Genomic DNA, 16,239 nt, shown 5'->3' on the forward strand with positions numbered 1-16,239 from the left:
GCTCCGGCTCAGGCGACGTTGCGCCGCCAGAACGCCGGGGTGAGCAGGACGAGCACGGTCAGCACCTCGAGGCGGCCGGCGAGCATGAGGAACATGAGGACGACGCGGGCGCCCTCGGGGATCGCCTGGAAGTTCTCGGTCGCCCCGACGTCCCCGAGCCCGGTCCCCAGCAGCGCGAGGCACGCGGCGGCGCTCGTGGCCGCGCTGAGCAGGTCGAGTCCGGCGACGAGCATCGCGAACGTCCCGGCGATCGCGACGAGGAAGTACACGACGGTGAAGCCCAGGACGGCCCGCCGGACCTCCTCGCTGAACACCTTGCCGCGCGTGCGCAGCACCTGCACGGCGCGCGGGCGCAACTGGCGCGTGAGCTCCTGCCCGACGGTCTTGCCCAGCAGCATCGCGCGGACGACCTTGATGCCGCCGGAGGTCGAGCCCGCGCAGCCGCCGATGAACATCAGCAGCAGCAGGTGCGAGCGGGCGTAGTCGGGCCAGAGGTCGAAGTCGTCGGTGAGGAAGCCGGTGCCCGACCCGACCGACGCGACGGTGAACGCGGCGGCGCGCAGTCCGTCCCAGACGCCGTCGTACTGGTCGGCGAGCACGAGCGACGCGGTGACCGCCGCGGTGCTGCCGAGCAGGATCAGCAGGAACCCGCGGACCTCGGCGGCCTGCGGCCACAGGCTGTCGCCGCGCAGCGCCCGCCAGTAGAACGCGAAGTTGATCCCGGAGGCGATCATGAAGACGATCGCGACGAGCTCGACGGCGACGCTGTCGAACGCGCCGATCGACGCGCTGCGGGTCGAGAACCCCCCGGAGGAGATCGTCGTGAGGATGTGGTTGATCGCGTCGAACGGGCCCATCCCGGCGGCCCAGTAGGCCCCGAACCCGACGAGCGTCAGCCCGCCGTAGATGCCGCAGATGATCTTCGCGGTGTCCGCGATCCGCGGGGTGAGCCGCTCCGCGGTGACGCCGGAGGTCTCGGCGTGGAAGATCCGCTGGGTCGCGAGACCGGCGGCGGGCGCGATCGCGACGACGAGCACGACGATGCCGACGCCGCCGAGCCACTGGGAGAGGCTGCGCCACAGCAGGATCGACTCGGGGGCGGCCTCGACGTCGACGAGGGTGGAGCCGGTGGTGGTGAACCCGGCCATGCTCTCGAAGAGGCCGTCGACGAGCCGCGGGAGCGTGCCCTCGAGCAGGAACGGCGCCGCGCCCGCCGCGCCGGCGGCGAGCCACGCGAGCGTCACGGCGAGGAAGCCGTCGCGGGCGCGCAGCGGCACGGTCCGGGTCCGGCGCGCCGCGAGGAAGCCGAGCCCGGCGAGCGGCAGCAGCACGGCGGCGGGCACCAGGAACGAGCTCGTGGTCCCGTCGTCGTGCGCGACCGCGTGCAGCGCGCAGACGAGCATGCCGAGCGCGAGCGCCCCGAGCACGCCGGAGACGACCGGCAGGATCAGTCCCCAGTTGAACCCGGGTCCGACGCGCAGCACCGGACCGCTCACGCGTCGAACGCGGCGGCGATCGCGCTGGTGCCGCGCCGCGCGTTGAAGGTGATGACGCGGTCCCCGGCCTGGACGGCCTCGCAGTCGGCGGGGAAGAGGACCCGGTCGCGGCGCACGACCGCGGCGACGCGCGTGGTGGCGAGCGACTCCGCGGCCTTGATCGACTTGCCGTCCGCCTTGCAGCCCGCGTCGACGGTGACGTCGGTCAGCTCGCCGCCGCCGAGCAGCAGGTGGATCGCCTCGACGTTGTCGCCGCGCACCACCCGCAGGATCGCCTCGGCGGTGACGAGGCGCGGGGAGAACCCGGCGTCGATGTGGAGCGCGTCGACGAGCGGCGTGTACTCCTCGCGCGAGACGACCGCGAGGCTGAGGCCGGCGCCGAGCTGCTTGGCGTTCAGCGCCGCGAGGAGGTTCGCGCGGTCGTCGCCCGCCGCGGCGACGAACGCGCCGGCCTGGTCGACGCCGTGGGCGAGCAGCGCGTCCTTGCCGATGCCCTCCTCGTGCAGGACGGTCGCCCGCCGCAGCACCTCGGCGACCTCGCGCGCGCGCTCGATCTCGCTCTCCATGACCGTCACGTCGAACTTGCCGGTCGCCTCCAGGCGCTTGGCGAGCGGCAGCCCGATGCGGCCGCCGCCGAAGATCACGACGTCCCGGACCTGCCGGGTGTGCCCGGCGATGTGGCTGACCACGGAGCCGATGTCCTCGCGCGCCGCGGCGACGATGATGTGGTCGCCGGCGCGCGGGCGCAGGCCCGGCTCGGCGGCGACGACGCGGGTGTCGCGGATCAGCCCGACGATCTGGTGCGGGAGGGCGGCGCGGCGCTCGCGGATCGCGCGGCCGATGAGCGGCGAGCGGTCGCTGACGACGCACTCCGCGACGGCGACGCGGCCGTTGCCGAAGTGCTCGACGTGCACGGCGCCGGGGAGCAGGATCGCCTCCGCGAGGTCCTCGGCGGTCGCGCGCTCCGGGTGGATGACGAAGTCGATCCCGAGCACGTCGCGCGCGAAGCCCTCGTCCTCCCCGAAGTAGTCGGGGTCACGGACGCGCGCGACGGTCTTTCCGGCCCCGAGCTGGTGGGCCGCGAGCGCGGTGATGACGTTGCTCTCGTCGCTGGCGGTGACCGCGACGACGAGGTCGGCGTCGTCGGCCCCGACCTCCTTGAGGAAGCGTGGGGAGGCGCCGTTGCCGAGCACCACGAGCGCGTCGAGCTCGGACTGCAGGGCCTCGGCCCGGCCGGGGTCCTGCTCGACGACGGTGACGGCGTGGCGCTCGGCGCTGAGGGTGCGGGCGACGTGCAGCCCGACCTCCCCCAGCCCGACGACGATGACCTTCACGGGATCAGCGGACGCCGATCAGGTCGACGACGAAGACGAGCGTCTCGTCCGGCCCGATCACCCCGCCGGCGCCGCGCTTGCCGTAGGCGAGCATCGGCGGGATCGTGATGCGGCGGCGGCCCCCGACCTTCATGCCGGCGACGCCCTGGTCCCAGCCCTGGATGACCTGGCCGCGACCGAGCGGGAACTTGAACGTGTCGCCGCGGTCCCAGGACGCGTCGAACTGGCGGCCGGTGCTCCAGGACACGCCGACGTAGTGGACCTCGACGACCTTCCCGGCGACGGCCTCGTCGCCGTCGCCGACGACCAGGTCCTCGAGCTCGAGCTGGTAGGACGGGTCGGTCCCGACCGGGACCTCGACGACGGGCTTCTCGCTGGATGACATGCGCCGGGACGCTACCGGGTCGCGCGCGATACTCCCTGCGGTGCACCGTCCCGCCCTCCTCGCCGTCCTGCTGCTGCTCGCCGGGTGCGGCGGCTCCGACGCGCCCGTCGCGCCCCCGGCGGCGTCGGCCCCGGCCGCCTCGGCGACCGCCACCCCCGCCCCAACCGCGACCGCGACCCCGCGCCCGCCTGCGCGCCCGGCGCTGTGCCGGGCCACGCGCGGGATCGAGATGGGCACGCTCGTCGACGCCGCCCTCGACGAGGTCAGCGGCCTCGTGTACCGCGGCACCCGCTACTGGGCCGTCGAGGACTCCGGCGGCCCCGCCTCCCTGTTCGCGCTCTCCGGGGACGGCGTCCCGTTCGGGACGATGGCCCTCACCGGCGCGGCGAACGTCGACTGGGAGGACCTCGCCGCCGGCCCGGGACCGGACGGCGTGCCGTCGCTGTACGTCGGTGACATCGGCGACAACGGCGCGGTCCGGTCCGACGGCGTGCAGGTCTACCGGGTGCCGACGCCGCCCGCGGGCGCGATCCCCGGCAGCGCCCCGGCGGCGGCGCTCACGCTGCGCTACCCCGACGGGCCGCAGGACGCCGAGGCGCTGCTCGTCGACCCGGTCCGGGACGAGCTGGTCGTGGTGACGAAGCGGGCGCTAGGTGCGCGCGTCTACCGGGGCGGGCCGCAGTCGGCGCTCGCCGCCCCGGGGTCGACGGTGGCGCTGCAGGACCGCCGCCGCGTCGACCTGGGCATCGTCACCGCCGGTGACGTCTCCCCGGACGGTCGGCTCGTCGCCCTGCGGTCCTACGGCACGCTGGCGGTCTGGCGGCGCCGCGGCGACGAGCCGCTGACCGCGACGCTCGCGCGGGCCGCGACGTGCCGCGCGCCGGCGGACCTCTCGGTCGAGGGGCAGGGCGAGACGCTCGCGCTGCTGCGCGAGGGCCGCGCGGCCGTCACGCTCCCGGAGGGCGCGGGCGCGACCTTCCGGATCTACGAGCCGCCGCGCTGACCGCGGGCCGCGCGCGGCCCCTCGGCGGCGGATCCGCTCGAAGCCGCGGGCCCGGTCACCGGGGCCGAGGATGGCGCGGCGTGCCGCGCCTCAGACCTCGCGCGCGCGCTCGGCGTCGGCCGTCTTCACGAGGTACCGCGCGACCTTGAGCGTCACGGCGCGGGCGCGCGCGTGGTCGATGTCGAGGCCGTCGTCGGCGACCGCGTCCTGGGCCTTCGCGACGAGCCCGTCGCGCAGGCGGTTGGTGGCGCGCAGGACCCCGGGCGCCTCGCGCCGGGCCCACGCGGCGAGGTCGCCGTCCTCGAGCTTCTCGAGCACCGCCCAGCCGTCGAGGACCGACGCGATCTCGCGGTGCGTGCGCAGCGCGATGTCCGCGACGCGCTGGTCGTCGTTGCCGGCGAGCGCGCGGCGCTGGTCGTCGATCCCCAGGCGCAGGTCACCGACCATCCGGCCGGCGGCGCGCAGGTCCGTGACCGACCGCGCGCCGTCGAGCAGGTCCATCGCGGCGTCCATGCTGCGCGCGTCCTTCGCGAGCTCCCCGCTCGCGGCGCCCGCGCCGGAGCCGGCGCCGAGGTCCAGGGCACCGGCGACGCTGGCCCAGGTCGCGACGAGCAGGCCGACGATCAGGGTGAGGAGCAGCGCGTTGCCGACCCGTCGTGCCCGCGGCGTCCCGGCGGTCGGCGCCGTGGCGGCGTCGCCGTCGGCGGCCGGCGGGGAGGCCTGGGTGGTCGGCTGCTCGGGCACGACCACCGTCTACCCCCCACGGGCGCACGGCAACCCTCGTCGCGGTTCGATGGTGCGCCGGACTACGGCTCGATGACGTTCCCGGGGTCGGGCTGCTCCGACGGCGGCGCCTGGGAGTAGTCGCCGAACGCCCCGTCGCGCTCCTGCACGACCGCGCCGACCCCCTCCTCCTGCGCGAGCGCGACGAAGCGGCGCGCGTCCGGGGTGTTGCGCATCAGCCCGTCGAGGATCGGGCCCAGCGTCTGCGTCGAGGCGAGCCCCATCTGCTCGTAGGCGTGGTTGACCACGAGCTTCTGCGCGGCCAGCTGCGAGGACGGGATCGACGCGAGCTGCGCGGCGCGCCGGGCGACCGTCGCCTCGAGCTCGGCGAACGGGACCGCCTCGTTGACCAGCCCGGCGTCGGCGGCCTCGCGGCCCGACAGGGCGCGGCCGAGCAGCGCGTGCTCCTTGGCCTTCGCGAGCCCGAGGCGGTAGATCCACATGCCGCTGAGCGCGGCACCCCACATGCGCGAGTACGGGGTCCCGATCCGCGCGTCCTCGCTGGCGATGACGAGGTCGCCGCAGAGCGCGAAGTCGCTGCCGCCGCCGACGCACCAGCCGTGGACCTGGACGATCACGGGCTTCGGGGTGCGCCAGACGCTCATGAACTTCTGCGTCGGGGCGTGCAGCTGGCTCGTCGCGAACGCGAGGTCCTTGCCGGGGTCCCAGGCGCCGTCGGTGGTGATCTGCTCGTCCCAGTGGTGGAAGCCGCCGCCGAAGTCGTAGCCGGCGCAGAACGAGCGGCCGATCCCGCGGACGACGAGCACCTTCACGTCGGGGTCGTGCGAGGCGCGGGTGACCGCGTCCTGGACCTCGTCGGGCATCGGCGGGACGATCGTGTTGAGCCGCTCCGGCCGGTTGAGCGAGACGGTCGCGACGCGGGTCTGCGGGTCGACCGCGTAGAGGATCGTCTCGTAGGCGCTCATCGCACCGCGGCCTCCGCTGCGGCGACGGCGAGCTGGTCGGCGCGCTCGTTGAGCTCGGTGCCGACGTGGCCCTTGACCCAGTGCCAGCGCACCTGCTCGTGACGCCCGACCTCCGCGTCGAGCGCCTCCCACAGCTCCTTGTTCTTCACGGGCGCCCCGCCGGCCGTCTTCCAGCCCTTGCGCTTCCAGCCGTGGATCCACGAGGTGATCCCGTCCAGCAGGTAGCGGGAGTCGGTGACGACGCACGCTCGCGAGCCCGGCGGCAGCGACCGCAGGCCCTCGAGCGCCGCGCTCATCTCCATGATGTTGTTCGTGGTGTGGGCGAGGCCGCCGCTGTGCTCCTCGACCTCCCCGTCGGGCCAGACGACGAGCGCCGCCCATCCGCCGGGTCCCGGGTTGCCCTGGCAGGCCCCGTCGGTCCAGATCAGGACCTCGCCCTCCTGGGGCTCGGGCATGGTCCCGGGGAGCTTCGCGGCACGGCGTCGGGGAGCAGGCATCGCGCGGACCATAATGGGCGGGTGCTCCGCCACGCCGATCCCGGCCGCGACGGCGCCGCGTGCGCGGCGATCTACCGCCCGTACGTCGAGGACGGCGTCGCCTCGTTCGAGCTGACCGCCCCGGACGCCGGGACGATGGCGGCGCGGATCCGCACGTGCGCGGCCTCGCACGCGTTCCTCGTCGCCGAGCGCGGGCGCGGGGTCGTGGGCTTCGCCTACGCCGCCGCGCACCGGGAGCGCGCCGCGTACCGCTGGTCGTGCGACGTGAGCGTGTACCTCGACGCCGCCGTCCACCGCCAGGGGGTCGGGCGGGAGCTGTACACCGGGCTCCTGTCGCTGCTGCGCCGCCAGGGCCTGTACCGGGTCCACGCGGGGATCGCGCTGCCGAACGCGGCGAGCGTCGGGCTGCACGAGGCGTTCGGCTTCCGCCCGGTCGGGACCTACGCCGGGGTCGGCTACAAGCACGGCGCCTGGCGGGACGTCCTGTGGCTGCAGCTCGACCTGCGACCGGACGCCCCACGGACCGCCGCGCCCGCCGAGCCGCTCGGCCCGCAGCGACTCCCCGGGCCCTCAGGAAACTCTGAGGTGGCGGATACGTCGCCTTGAGGTTCGGGGTGGAGGATCCGGCCCATGCTCTCCCTCTCCCCCGTCCAGCCCCTCCCCCTCGAGCACCGCGAGACGCTCGCCGAGACCGCCGCGCAGGCGGCCGGCGGCGGCACCGTCGTCGGGCTCGTCCAACTCGCCGACGGTCGCACGTGGCACGCGACCGTGGTGACTGCTGACGGCATCGTCGACGTCCGCCTGGACCCGACGGTGCGGTCGGCGGTGGTGGTGCCCAGACCCGGCGAGGTCTCCGGGCACCGCGACGCGGCCTGACTCCCGGCGGGGCAGCGGCTGGTCCCCCTGCCCCACGGCCGCGTCCCTGTGGACGCACGACGGCCCCCGGCGCGCTGAGGCGTCCGGGGGCCGTTCGCGTTGCGACGGATGGAGCGGGTGCTACTCGGTGATCTGGAGGTAGAACCGCTTGCGGGCGCCCGCGGCGGTCACGGTGCCGTCGCTGTTGCGCGGCGAGATCACGATCGTGTCGTTGTTCTCGGTGTTGTCCGGGGCGCAGTTGATCGAGGCCAGGCCGCAGGCGCCGATCGACAGCTCGCCGCCGAAGTTGCTGGCGACGCCACCCTGGTTGGTGTTCTGGATCGCGATCGTGCCGGTCAGACCGCGGCTGCGGGCGTCCGCACCGGTGTTGACGTACACGTTCTGGTTGCCCGCGGGGTTCCCGCCGCCCGGGTAGGCGGTGACGACGGAGAAGCCGCCGGACTGCGACTCGATCTCGCCCTGCTCGTTGATCAGCGCCCAGCGGGTCTTCAGGCCCGCCGAGTCGACGCCGTCGACGGTGTCGGCGTCGAGGCCGGCCTTGGCGCGGGAGGCGGCGACGATGTCGGCGGCGTTGGCACCGTCGACGCGGTCGGCGTTGAGGCCGGTGGCGACGCCGGTCGCGTTCGTGGTGAACGGCTTCTTCGTGTCCCCGCCGGAGCCGGCGTTGATCGTGCCGACGGTCGTGCCGTTGGTCGCGTTGAACTCGAAGGCGAAGCCGGTCGAGAGGTTGTTCGCGCGCACGCACGGGTTCTTCGGCGGCGACGCGGCGCTGCCGCCCTCGGTGGACCGGCAGCCGTAGACGGCGCCACCACCGGTGCTCGACAGGTTCGACTGCCGGGTCGAGTAGCCGCCGGTGAGGCCGGTGCTCGAGTTGATGTTGGAGATGATCTGGGTCTCCTGCGTGGTCGTGCCGTTGCGCACGCCCTCGCGGAGGTTGCCGCCGGTGGCGGCGTCGACGACGCCGGTGATGCCGATCGCGGCGACCGCGGTGGCCGCGACCACGTTGCGGGTCCGGGCGCCGCGGCCGAGGCCGAAGCGGCGCTTGCGCGGGGTGGCGTCCTGCTCGCCGCCCGCGTACTCCTCGTTCCACGCGTCGTCGAACGCGTGCTGGTCGAACTTCGTCATGAGACAGACAACCCTTCGTGAGTTTGCTGGGTCCACGTCCCGGAATGCCCGGCGCGCGCCAAAGTTGCGCCATGACGTCGCAGAAACGGCACCGCGCCGCTGCATCCGGAGGCCGCGGGCGGCATCGCGCCCGCTCCTGGCAGGGCGCCAACAAGCTCTTGGCAGGGTGCCAACAAGGCTGCTACGGTCCCCGCGATGGGCTCGCCGTCCTCCACCCCCCGCTGGACGCGCCTCGAGCACGACGAGCGTCGCGAGCAGATCCTGGCCTGTGCCCGGCGCCTCTTCCGCGATCGCCACTACAGCGCCGTCTCGACCACCGAGATCGCCGCCGAGGCCGGCGTCGCCCGCGGCCTGCTGCACCACTACTTCGGCACCAAGCGCGACCTCTACGCCGAGGTCGTCCGCACGATGGTCCGCCTGCCGCCGCCGCTCCCCGGCGACGACGTCCGGCAGCGCCCGATCCCCGACATCCTCGACGCGACGATCCATGGCTGGCTCACGATGGTCAGCCGCAACCGCGAGACCTGGTTCGCCGCCGTCGGCGCCGAGGGACTGGGCCCCGATCCCGAGATCGAGCGCATCCTCGAGGAGGCCCGCGAGGGCATCGTCGACCGCTGGATCGAGATCCTCGCCGCGCGCCACCCCGACGCCCCCCATGACGTCGTGGCCCCGGCGCGCGCCGCGATCCGCAGCCACATCGCCCTCGCCGAGTCCGCGACCCGCGAGTGGCTCGTCCGCGGCCGCCTCTCGCGCGAGCAGACCCACACCCTGATCGTCCGGACGATGCTCGCCCTCCTCGAGGACGTGATCCCGGCGATCGCCACCCCCCTCACCGACCCCGAAGGAGCCTGACACCCTCATGGCCATCACGCTGACCAACGAGCAGCAGGACTTCGTCGCGGCGATCCGCGACTTCTGCGCGCGCGAGTGCGGCACCCGCGAGCAGCGCGACGCGCTCGACAGCCGCCAGCACCCGCACAACGCCGAGATCTACAAGAAGATGGCCGACCTCGGCTGGCTCGGCGTCGCGATCCCGGAGGAGCACGGCGGCTCCGGCGGCGGGCTCGTCGACCTCTGCCTGTTCCTCGAGGAGACGGCGCGCGGCATGGCCCCGATCGGCGGCTTCGGCGTGACGATGATCGTCGCCGGCACCTACGAGCGGTTCGGCACCCCGGAGCAGAAGGACCGCATCCTCGGCGGCATCGCCACCGGCACGCTCGAGGCGATCGCGATGAGCGAGCCCGAGTCGGGCTCCGACGTCGGCTCGCTGAAGTGCAAGGCGGTCCGCGAGGGCGACGAGTACGTCATCAACGGCCAGAAGACCTGGATCAGCGAGGCGCACCTGTCCGAGCACATCCTGCTCGTCTGCCGCACGGACGGCTCAGGCGCCAAGCACGAGGGCATCTCGATGATCGAGGTCCCCGCCGACGCCCCCGGCGTCGACATCCGGCGGATCGAGACGATGGGCGGCGAGGTCGTCAACGACGTCTTCTTCACCGACGTGCGCGTCCCGGTCGAGAACGTCCTGGGCCAGGAGGGCAACGGCTGGATGCAGCTGATGTCGGGCCTCAACGTCGAGCGCCTGATCATCGCCGCGCTCGCCCTCGGCATGGCCGAGCGCGCGTTCGACGACCTCCTCGCCTACGTCAAGGAGCGCGAGCAGTTCGGCCGGCCGATCGGCAGCTTCCAGGCCCTGCGCCACCGGATCGCGGACCTCGCGACCGAGCTCGAGTGCTGCCGGCTGCTGACCTACGACGTGGCCCAGCAGGTCGACGCGAACCCCGGGGCGATGTTCCCGCGCGAGGCGTCGATGGCCAAGCTCAAGTGCACCGAGGTCGCCAAGGCGGTGACCCTCGAGGGCATGCAGATGATGGGCGGCTATGGCTACGCGACCGAGTACGACATGGAGCTGCACGTCCGGCGCAGCCTCGTGATGACGATCCTCGGCGGCACCTCCGAGGTGCAGCGCGAGATCATCGGCAAGACCTACGGGCTCTAGGACCACGAAGGGCCCGGCCGTCCTGGCCGGGCCCTCCGGGCGGGTCCAATCCGCGGGGTGGGGCGGCTACTTGATGAAGCCGGTGTCCCCGACGATCTTCAGGACGCTCTTCTCGCTCTTGGGCGCGTCGAACGACGCCGGCGCCGGCAGGTCCTTCGTGGCCGTGCTCGGGTTTGCGCCGTGGTTGAGGAAGCGGATCCACGCGGCGTGGCGGGCCTCGACGGAGTGGATCGCGAGCGCGGCCTGGACGACGGCGCGCTGGGCGACGTTCGGGCCCTGGCCGGCGTAGGCGGAGACGCCCGTGTCCTCGAGCGCCTGCGCGGTCGCCTGGAACTTCGCGGGATCGGTGACGGTGTCGCCGAAGTCGAAGGTCGGCTTCTTGATGGCCTTCGAGCCGAGGACGGCGCGCAGCTGCTTGACGTGCGCGGCCTCGTGCAGCTGCGTGATCGTCGCGAACTTGCCGATCTGGTCGTTGGCGAACGGCTTGTTCTGCAGGGCCGCGAGGTAGAACTCGTTCTCGAGGTACTCGAGGGTCAGCGCGTAGTTCAGGATCTTCACGTCGTTGGCCTTCGACGGGCGCTTCGTGGAGATCGCGGCGAGCGCCGGATGGGCGAAGCCGCTGAACAGGACGCTGCCGGCGACGAACGTGCCACCGCCGACCGCGCCGCGGCGCAGGAAGGTCGCGCGGTCGATGCCGGCGGCCTCGGCCGTCTCGCGGATGGCGCCGTCGACGTCGACGGTCTCGAGCGTGATGTGGGACGGGTCGGACCCGTTGCTGCGCTTGGGGAACATGTTGAGTGTTCTGCCCGACCGCCGCGAGCGGATGCCTCCGCGGGCCAGCTCGGCGTGCGGACGCTCGGCGAGCGGACCGGTGCCACGAACTGCGACGGTGGTCGTAATCCGGTGCATCGCGATGCTCCGGAAGGCGACGCGTCAGCCGTCGGCCATGAGGGCCGCGCGCACGCTGCCCTCGCCCTCGCGCAGGTGACGCCGCAGCGCCGCCGGACCGTCGGACTCGAGCGCGTCGAGCAGCTCGCGGTGGTGCTGCGCCATCGTCGCGGGCGTCCACAGCGGGCGCAGCGCGATCACGAACAGCCGGATCTCGCCCGACAGGCGCGCGTACGCCTCGGCGATGCGGCGGCTCTCCCCCGCGTGCACGAGCGCCTCGTGCACCCCCTCGTGCGCCTCGACCACCCGGCGCCACGCCGGTCGACGGGCCGCGCACACCGCGTCGAGCCGGGCGACCGCCGCGTGCACCGGGGCCGCGACCCGACCGTCGTGCCGCTCGAGCATCCGGTGGGCGGACTCGAGCTCGAGCGCGGCCCGCACCTCGAAGAGCCCGCGCAGCCGCTCGACGTCGAGCGCCGCGACCGCGGCCCCCCCGGTTGCGCTCGACGGAGACGAGCCCCTCGTCCTGGAGCGTGCGCAGCGCCATGCGGGCGGTGTGGCGCGCGCAGTCGAACTCGTCGACGAGCACGCGTTCGACGAGGCGGTCGCCGGGGGCCAGCGCGCCGTCGAGGATGCGGGCGCGCAGCGCCGCCACGACCTCGGCGACCGCGCCGGCGGTCGGGTCAGCGGGAGCTGGTCGCGAGGCGGGCATCGACCGCCGATGGTGCCGCATCCCGCGGCGGGACGGCGGGCCTCGGCGCCGCGGCGAGGAACCAGCGGGCGGCGACGAGCGCCGCGAGCGTCCAGGCCCCGGCGCACAGCCCGAGCACCACGGTCCACGCGGCGCCGGTGGCGGCGACGGCACCGCCGACGGCGGCGCCGGTCCACATCGACGTGTAGAGGCCGCCGAGCGCCCGGCCGTGCACGGCCGCCGGGGCGCTGCGCACGACCTGGAGGCCGACGAGGGTCAAGTAGCACCAGTAGGCCAGCGAGAAGCCGGCGACGCCCAGGACCGCCGCGCCGGGTGCCCCCGTCGACGCGGCCACGGCCAGCCCGGCGATCCCGACGGCGAGGACGGCGACCATCGGACCGCGCGGCCCACGGCGGTCGGCGACGCCGGCGACGACCCCGGTGAGCACCATGCCGAGCAGGCCCCCGACCAGCGGGACCGCGCGGGCGCCGCTCTCGGAGAGACCGGCCCCGTCGGGACCGAGCAGCGGGGCGGCGCGGGTCACGACGGTCCAGTAGGCGATGAGGACGAGGAACGCGCAGGCGTAGGCGGAGAGGAGCCCGGAGGTCGGCCGCAGCGCCGCGGCGGGCGCGCGGCCCGGGACGGCAGGACCGCCGGTGGGCGCCGCCGCGGGGACCGGCGCGACGGTCAGCGTGGCGACGGCGGCGAGGCCGACCAGCGGAAGGCCGAGTGCGCCGAGCGCGAGCGTCGCGGTCGTGCCGAGCGGCCCCTCCGCGAGTCCGGCGAGCAGCGGGAGGAGCAGCGTGCCCACCGCGACGGCGACGCTCATGCCGCCGATCGACCGGCCGGCGCGCCCCGGACCGCCGAGCCGCGCGAGGGCGGCCTGCGCGGCGGGCGGGAAGCCGGCCGCGGCCAGACCCTCGAGCGCCCGGCCGACGAGCCAGCCGCCGTCCCCGAGCGGCAGCAGCAGCACGACGCCGCCGACGAGCAGCAGCAGCGTCGAGGCGCGCATCGCGGCGGGCGCGCCGTGACGGTCGGCCCAGGCGCCCCAGGGGAGGAAGGCGACGGCGAACGCGGCACAGAAGGGGACGACCGACCAGGCGGGGTCGTCGGGCGCGCGGCCGCCGTCGAGCGCGGCGGCGAACGCCGCGATGCCGTACACGACGGCCGCGCCGGTCCAGATCCGCAACGGCGCGCGACGAGAAGATTGTTCAACAATCGAGGGCACGCGGCGAGGCTAGCAGCCCCGCCGCATGATTGTCCAACAATCGCTGCCGGCCGGCGCGTCTACAGGTCGAGCAGCCCCAAGCGCACACCCAGCGGCAGCGCGTTCGCGCGGAAGCGCTCGGTCCCGGTCGCGAGCGTCACCGCCACACCCCCGTTGGCGTTCGCGTAGCGGACCGCCCGGGCCACGTCGCTGACCCCGTTGCTGAGCGGCACCGGCGCGATCGACAGCGTGCTCAGCACGCCGAGCGCGCGGCCGGAGCGGTCCAGGAACGCGCTGCCCGAATCCCCGGGGATGCCCGGCGTCAGCGTGTAGACCGGGTGGTTCCAGCCGCCGCCGTTGGCGCCGAGGCTCACCCCACGCTTCGGGCTCAGCAGCTTCAGCCCGCCGCGCAGCGACGAGTTGCCGTAGCTGTAGACGGTGTCGAGCAGCCGCGTGCCGGACGACGAGGGCGCCGTCGGGCCGCCCCAGTGCGGGATCGACGGGTTGACGCGCCCGTGGTCGGCCCGGTCGAGCTTCACGAGCGCGAAGTCGTTGTACTGGCAGGTGTCGTCGTCCCGCTCGCCCCGCCCCTGCATCGTCAGCCACGAGCTGTAGACGAGCGTGCCGGGCCGTGACGCCCCGCGGACCGTGACCGCGGTCCCCAGCGGCAGCGACTTCGCCTCGCAGCCGTTCGTGTCCGTCGCCTCCCCGGTCCCCGCGCAGTGCGCGGCCTGGCCGAGGTAGACGCCGCCCGACGCGTCGGTGAAGACGAAGTTCGCGGTGCACTGCGATCCGGCGGTGAACGTCTGCACCCCGGGCGTGACGGTCGCCGACGCCGCGGGCGCCCAGGCGGGCGCAGCGGCGGCGGGGGCCGCGGCGATCCCGGCGCAGACGGTGGCGGCGGCGAGGAACGTGGACAACCTGGTCATGGCTTCTCCCTGCTCGGTGACGGTTCGACGCGACGAGCTGACCCTGCGACGGCCCTGCCGACCGTCTCCCCCAGGGTGACACAGCCCGGCATCGAGGGCGTAAGGTCAAGCGTTCCGTGCGCGACCGTCCGCCGCCCGCCCCACCGACCGTCGAACCCGCACGCGCCACCCGGCGCGACGAGGACCTGTCCCTCGCGCTCCGCGCGGCGAACATGGGCTGGTGGGAGTGGGACCTGCCCGACGGCGAGATCCGCTGGTCCCAGGGGCACGAGGACGCGCACGGTGGCACCGCGGCCCCGCTCACGTACGAGGACTACCTGCGCAGCGTCCACCCCGACGACCGCGAGCGCATGGACGCGCTCATCCGCGACGCGGTGGGAACCCGCGGCTCGTACGAGACGGAGTTCCGCACCGTCTGGCCGGACGGCAGCGTCCACTGGATGTACGGCGTCGGGCGCGTGTTCTGCGACGACGAGGGCACGCCCGTGCGGCTCGCCGGGGTCGCCCGGCTGATCGACGAGGAGCGCAGCGCCCGCGACGCGCTCGCCGAGGCGCAGCGGCGCTTCGAGCGCCTGGCGAACGTCGCCCCGGTCCTGCTGTGGGTGGCGGCCCCGGACGGGCGCTGCACCTTCGTCAACGAGAGCCTCTGCGCCTTCACCGGCCGCAGCTTCGACGAGCACGTCGCCGGGGTCTGGCACGAGATCGTCCACCCGGACGACCTCGACGGGGTCGTCCGTCGCCACCGCGAGGCGTTCGCGAGCCACGTCGAGCTCGAGATGGAGTACCGGATGCGTCGCCACGACGGCACCCACCGCTGGGTCCTCGACCGCTGCCGCCCGCTCGTCGACGGCGACGGGACCTTCCGCGGCTACGTCGGCGGCTGCGTCGACATCCACGAGCGGCGCGAGGCCGACATGGAGCGCGAGCGGCTGCTGGCCGCCGAGCAACGCGCGCGCGTCCAGCTCGAGGAGGCGCACGCCCGCAGCTCGTTCCTCGCGCGGCTCGGCGGTGTCCTGGAGCGCTCCCTGCACCTCGACGACACCCTCGCCGAGGTCGTCGTCCTGCTGCGCGACCAGCTCGCCGACAGCGTCGCGGTCGACGTCGTCGAGCGCCAGGGGCGCCGTACCCGGCGCCGCGGCCAGGTGAGCGTGCCGGGCGGCCCCGCCCGCCCCGAGGACTGCCCGACGACCCGCTCGGTCCCGCTCGTCGCCCGCGGCCGGCACGTCGGCGCCGTGGTCCTCGGCTGGCGCGCCGAGCGCCATCAGCCGTCGGCAGCCGACGCCCGGCACGTCGGCGACATCGCACAGCGTCTCGCGCTGTGGATCGACAACGCCCTGCTCTACGGCGAGCGCGAGCAGGTCGCCGACGCGCTCCAGGCGAGCCTGCTGCCGCCCGACCTGCCCGCGATCGACGGGATGCAGACCGCCGCCCGGTACGTCTCGGCGGACGCCGCCACCGACGTCGGCGGCGACTTCTACGACCTCTTCCCCGCCGCCGACGGCGGTTGGGTGCTCGCCGTCGGCGACGTCTGCGGCAAGGGCGCCGACGCCGCCGCGGTCACCGCGATGGCCCGCTACACGCTGCGGGCGACCGCCGCGATGGGCGAGGCCTGCCCCGACCGCGGCCTGGCCATCCTCAACCAGGCGCTGCTACGCGAGGAGACCCCGGAGCGGTTCCTCACCGCGGTCCTCGCGCACGTCTCCCCCGTCGACGCCGGCGGGCACGCCCACGTGCAGCTGGCGTGCGCGGGCCACCCCTCACCGCTCGTGCTGCGGGCCGACGGGACGATCGAGGCCGTGTCGTCGCACGGGGCGCTCATCGGCGTCCTGGCCGGCGCCCACTGGCCCGTCTCCGCCGTCGACCTCGGCCCGGGCGACGCGCTGCTCGTCGCCACCGACGGCGTCACCGAGGCGGACCGCGACGCGCCGCTGGACGCGCCGGCGCTGGCCGCACTGCTGGGGCGCGAGCTCGGCGGGGCGCCCGCGGACGCCCAGCAGGTCGCGACCGCGGTCGAGGCGATCGCGCGCCGCCGCGCCGTCGGCGTGCTGCGCGACGATGTCGCGATCCTCGTCGTGCGGGTCCGGGACTGAGCGGACGGGC

At 74.6% G+C, this 16,239-nt stretch carries 17 protein-coding genes and 1 pseudogene; 6 read left to right on the forward strand and 12 right to left on the reverse strand.

Annotated elements, in window-relative coordinates; genetic code table 11:
* Positions 1 to 8: 8 nt before the first annotated feature.
* Genes GKE82_RS09735 through GKE82_RS09745 form a run of 3 tightly spaced genes read right to left on the reverse strand, consistent with a single transcriptional unit; the run spans position 9 to position 3,215 of the window.
* Positions 9 to 1,496, reverse strand: coding sequence for a TrkH family potassium uptake protein (locus tag GKE82_RS09735; RefSeq protein ID WP_154733145.1), 1,488 nt, complete (start codon positions 1,494 to 1,496; stop codon positions 9 to 11).
* The gene (gene trkA / locus GKE82_RS09740; RefSeq protein ID WP_107566744.1) at positions 1,493 to 2,830 is read right to left on the reverse strand and encodes a Trk system potassium transporter TrkA; all 1,338 of its coding nucleotides are present in this window, start codon (positions 2,828 to 2,830) and stop codon (positions 1,493 to 1,495) included. Before trkA ends, GKE82_RS09735 begins: the two co-directional genes overlap by 4 nt.
* A 4-nt stretch (positions 2,831 to 2,834) precedes the next feature.
* Entirely contained in the window at positions 2,835 to 3,215 is a 381-nt protein-coding gene (locus tag GKE82_RS09745) for an FKBP-type peptidyl-prolyl cis-trans isomerase (protein ID WP_107566745.1), read from the reverse strand.
* Between the two features lie 40 nt (positions 3,216 to 3,255).
* Between GKE82_RS09745 and GKE82_RS09750 the strand changes: the two genes are divergently transcribed.
* Positions 3,256 to 4,218 carry a hypothetical protein gene (locus GKE82_RS09750; RefSeq protein WP_154733146.1) on the forward strand — a complete coding sequence of 321 codons (963 nt, stop codon included), beginning with the start codon at positions 3,256 to 3,258 and terminating at the stop codon, positions 4,216 to 4,218.
* A gap of 90 nt (positions 4,219 to 4,308) precedes the next feature.
* Here GKE82_RS09750 and GKE82_RS09755 read toward each other — a convergent pair whose 3' ends face one another.
* The 3 genes from GKE82_RS09755 to rnhA form a co-directional block, all read right to left on the reverse strand.
* Positions 4,309 to 4,962 (reverse strand): hypothetical protein, encoded by a 654-nt coding sequence (locus tag GKE82_RS09755; RefSeq protein WP_154733147.1) that lies wholly within the window; start codon positions 4,960 to 4,962, stop codon positions 4,309 to 4,311.
* A 62-nt stretch (positions 4,963 to 5,024) separates the two neighbouring features.
* Positions 5,025 to 5,927 (reverse strand): crotonase/enoyl-CoA hydratase family protein, encoded by a 903-nt coding sequence (locus tag GKE82_RS09760; RefSeq protein WP_154733148.1) that lies wholly within the window; start codon positions 5,925 to 5,927, stop codon positions 5,025 to 5,027.
* Positions 5,924 to 6,424, reverse strand: coding sequence for a ribonuclease HI (gene rnhA, locus GKE82_RS09765; RefSeq protein WP_107566749.1), 501 nt, complete (start codon positions 6,422 to 6,424; stop codon positions 5,924 to 5,926). The genes GKE82_RS09760 and rnhA overlap by 4 nt, the downstream gene beginning before the upstream one ends.
* Positions 6,425 to 6,445: 21 nt before the next feature.
* Here rnhA and GKE82_RS09770 point away from each other — a divergent pair, with 21 nt between their 5' ends.
* Both GKE82_RS09770 and GKE82_RS09775 read left to right on the forward strand, forming a co-directional pair.
* Positions 6,446 to 7,030, forward strand: a complete 585-nt coding sequence (locus GKE82_RS09770; protein WP_309233522.1) for an N-acetyltransferase family protein — start codon at positions 6,446 to 6,448, stop codon at positions 7,028 to 7,030.
* 24 nt (positions 7,031 to 7,054) lie between these two features.
* Positions 7,055 to 7,300: a hypothetical protein gene (locus GKE82_RS09775; protein WP_154733149.1), complete on the forward strand. Its 246-nt coding sequence runs from the start codon at positions 7,055 to 7,057 to the stop codon at positions 7,298 to 7,300.
* Positions 7,301 to 7,420: 120 nt separating this feature from the next.
* On the opposite strand, the gene GKE82_RS09780 is transcribed toward GKE82_RS09775, so the two are convergent.
* The gene (locus GKE82_RS09780) at positions 7,421 to 8,425 is read right to left on the reverse strand and encodes a hypothetical protein (RefSeq protein ID WP_107566752.1); all 1,005 of its coding nucleotides are present in this window, start codon (positions 8,423 to 8,425) and stop codon (positions 7,421 to 7,423) included.
* Positions 8,426 to 8,620: 195 nt separating this feature from the next.
* Here GKE82_RS09780 and GKE82_RS09785 point away from each other — a divergent pair, with 195 nt between their 5' ends.
* The gene (locus tag GKE82_RS09785; RefSeq protein WP_154733150.1) at positions 8,621 to 9,277 is read left to right on the forward strand and encodes a TetR/AcrR family transcriptional regulator; all 657 of its coding nucleotides are present in this window, start codon (positions 8,621 to 8,623) and stop codon (positions 9,275 to 9,277) included.
* Positions 9,278 to 9,284: 7 nt separating this feature from the next.
* Positions 9,285 to 10,424, forward strand: a complete 1,140-nt coding sequence (locus GKE82_RS09790) for an acyl-CoA dehydrogenase family protein (RefSeq protein WP_107566754.1) — start codon at positions 9,285 to 9,287, stop codon at positions 10,422 to 10,424.
* 66 nt (positions 10,425 to 10,490) lie between these two features.
* On the opposite strand, the gene GKE82_RS09795 is transcribed toward GKE82_RS09790, so the two are convergent.
* From GKE82_RS09795 to GKE82_RS09815, 5 genes and pseudogenes are all read right to left on the reverse strand, one after another.
* Positions 10,491 to 11,216, reverse strand: a complete 726-nt coding sequence (locus tag GKE82_RS09795) for a ferritin-like domain-containing protein (RefSeq protein ID WP_154733151.1) — start codon at positions 11,214 to 11,216, stop codon at positions 10,491 to 10,493.
* Between the two features lie 141 nt (positions 11,217 to 11,357).
* On the reverse strand, positions 11,358 to 11,753 hold the full coding sequence (locus tag GKE82_RS09800) for an FCD domain-containing protein (RefSeq protein WP_154733152.1): 396 nt from the start codon (positions 11,751 to 11,753) through the stop codon (positions 11,358 to 11,360).
* A 61-nt stretch (positions 11,754 to 11,814) separates the two neighbouring features.
* Positions 11,815 to 12,045: pseudogene (locus tag GKE82_RS31350) on the reverse strand (GntR family transcriptional regulator); the annotation flags it as partial.
* On the reverse strand, positions 11,996 to 13,231 hold the full coding sequence (locus GKE82_RS09810) for an MFS transporter (RefSeq protein ID WP_154733153.1): 1,236 nt from the start codon (positions 13,229 to 13,231) through the stop codon (positions 11,996 to 11,998). The pseudogene GKE82_RS31350 and the gene GKE82_RS09810, both read right to left, overlap by 50 nt.
* A gap of 59 nt (positions 13,232 to 13,290) precedes the next feature.
* On the reverse strand, positions 13,291 to 14,139 hold the full coding sequence (locus GKE82_RS09815; RefSeq protein ID WP_154733154.1) for a serine protease: 849 nt from the start codon (positions 14,137 to 14,139) through the stop codon (positions 13,291 to 13,293).
* A 116-nt stretch (positions 14,140 to 14,255) separates the two neighbouring features.
* Between GKE82_RS09815 and GKE82_RS09820 the strand changes: the two genes are divergently transcribed.
* Positions 14,256 to 16,229: a SpoIIE family protein phosphatase gene (locus tag GKE82_RS09820; protein WP_154733155.1), complete on the forward strand. Its 1,974-nt coding sequence runs from the start codon at positions 14,256 to 14,258 to the stop codon at positions 16,227 to 16,229.
* Positions 16,230 to 16,239 lie beyond the last annotated feature (10 nt).

The organism is Conexibacter sp. W3-3-2, assembly GCF_009707605.1.
GTDB classification, from domain to species: domain Bacteria; phylum Actinomycetota; class Thermoleophilia; order Solirubrobacterales; family Solirubrobacteraceae; genus Paraconexibacter; species Paraconexibacter algicola.

Coding starts and splice junctions, on each gene's coding strand:
- GKE82_RS09745 (WP_107566745.1), bottom strand. CDS start 3,215: ATGTCATCCAGCGAGAAGCCCGTCGTCGAGGTCCCGGTCGGGACCGAC.
- GKE82_RS09760 (WP_154733148.1), bottom strand. CDS start 5,927: ATGAGCGCCTACGAGACGATCCTCTACGCGGTCGACCCGCAGACCCGC.
- rnhA (WP_107566749.1), bottom strand. CDS start 6,424: ATGCCTGCTCCCCGACGCCGTGCCGCGAAGCTCCCCGGGACCATGCCC.
- GKE82_RS09775 (WP_154733149.1), top strand. CDS start 7,055: ATGCTCTCCCTCTCCCCCGTCCAGCCCCTCCCCCTCGAGCACCGCGAG.
- GKE82_RS09780 (WP_107566752.1), bottom strand. CDS start 8,425: ATGACGAAGTTCGACCAGCACGCGTTCGACGACGCGTGGAACGAGGAG.
- GKE82_RS09785 (WP_154733150.1), top strand. CDS start 8,621: ATGGGCTCGCCGTCCTCCACCCCCCGCTGGACGCGCCTCGAGCACGAC.
- GKE82_RS09790 (WP_107566754.1), top strand. CDS start 9,285: ATGGCCATCACGCTGACCAACGAGCAGCAGGACTTCGTCGCGGCGATC.
- GKE82_RS09795 (WP_154733151.1), bottom strand. CDS start 11,216: ATGTTCCCCAAGCGCAGCAACGGGTCCGACCCGTCCCACATCACGCTC.
- GKE82_RS09815 (WP_154733154.1), bottom strand. CDS start 14,139: ATGACCAGGTTGTCCACGTTCCTCGCCGCCGCCACCGTCTGCGCCGGG.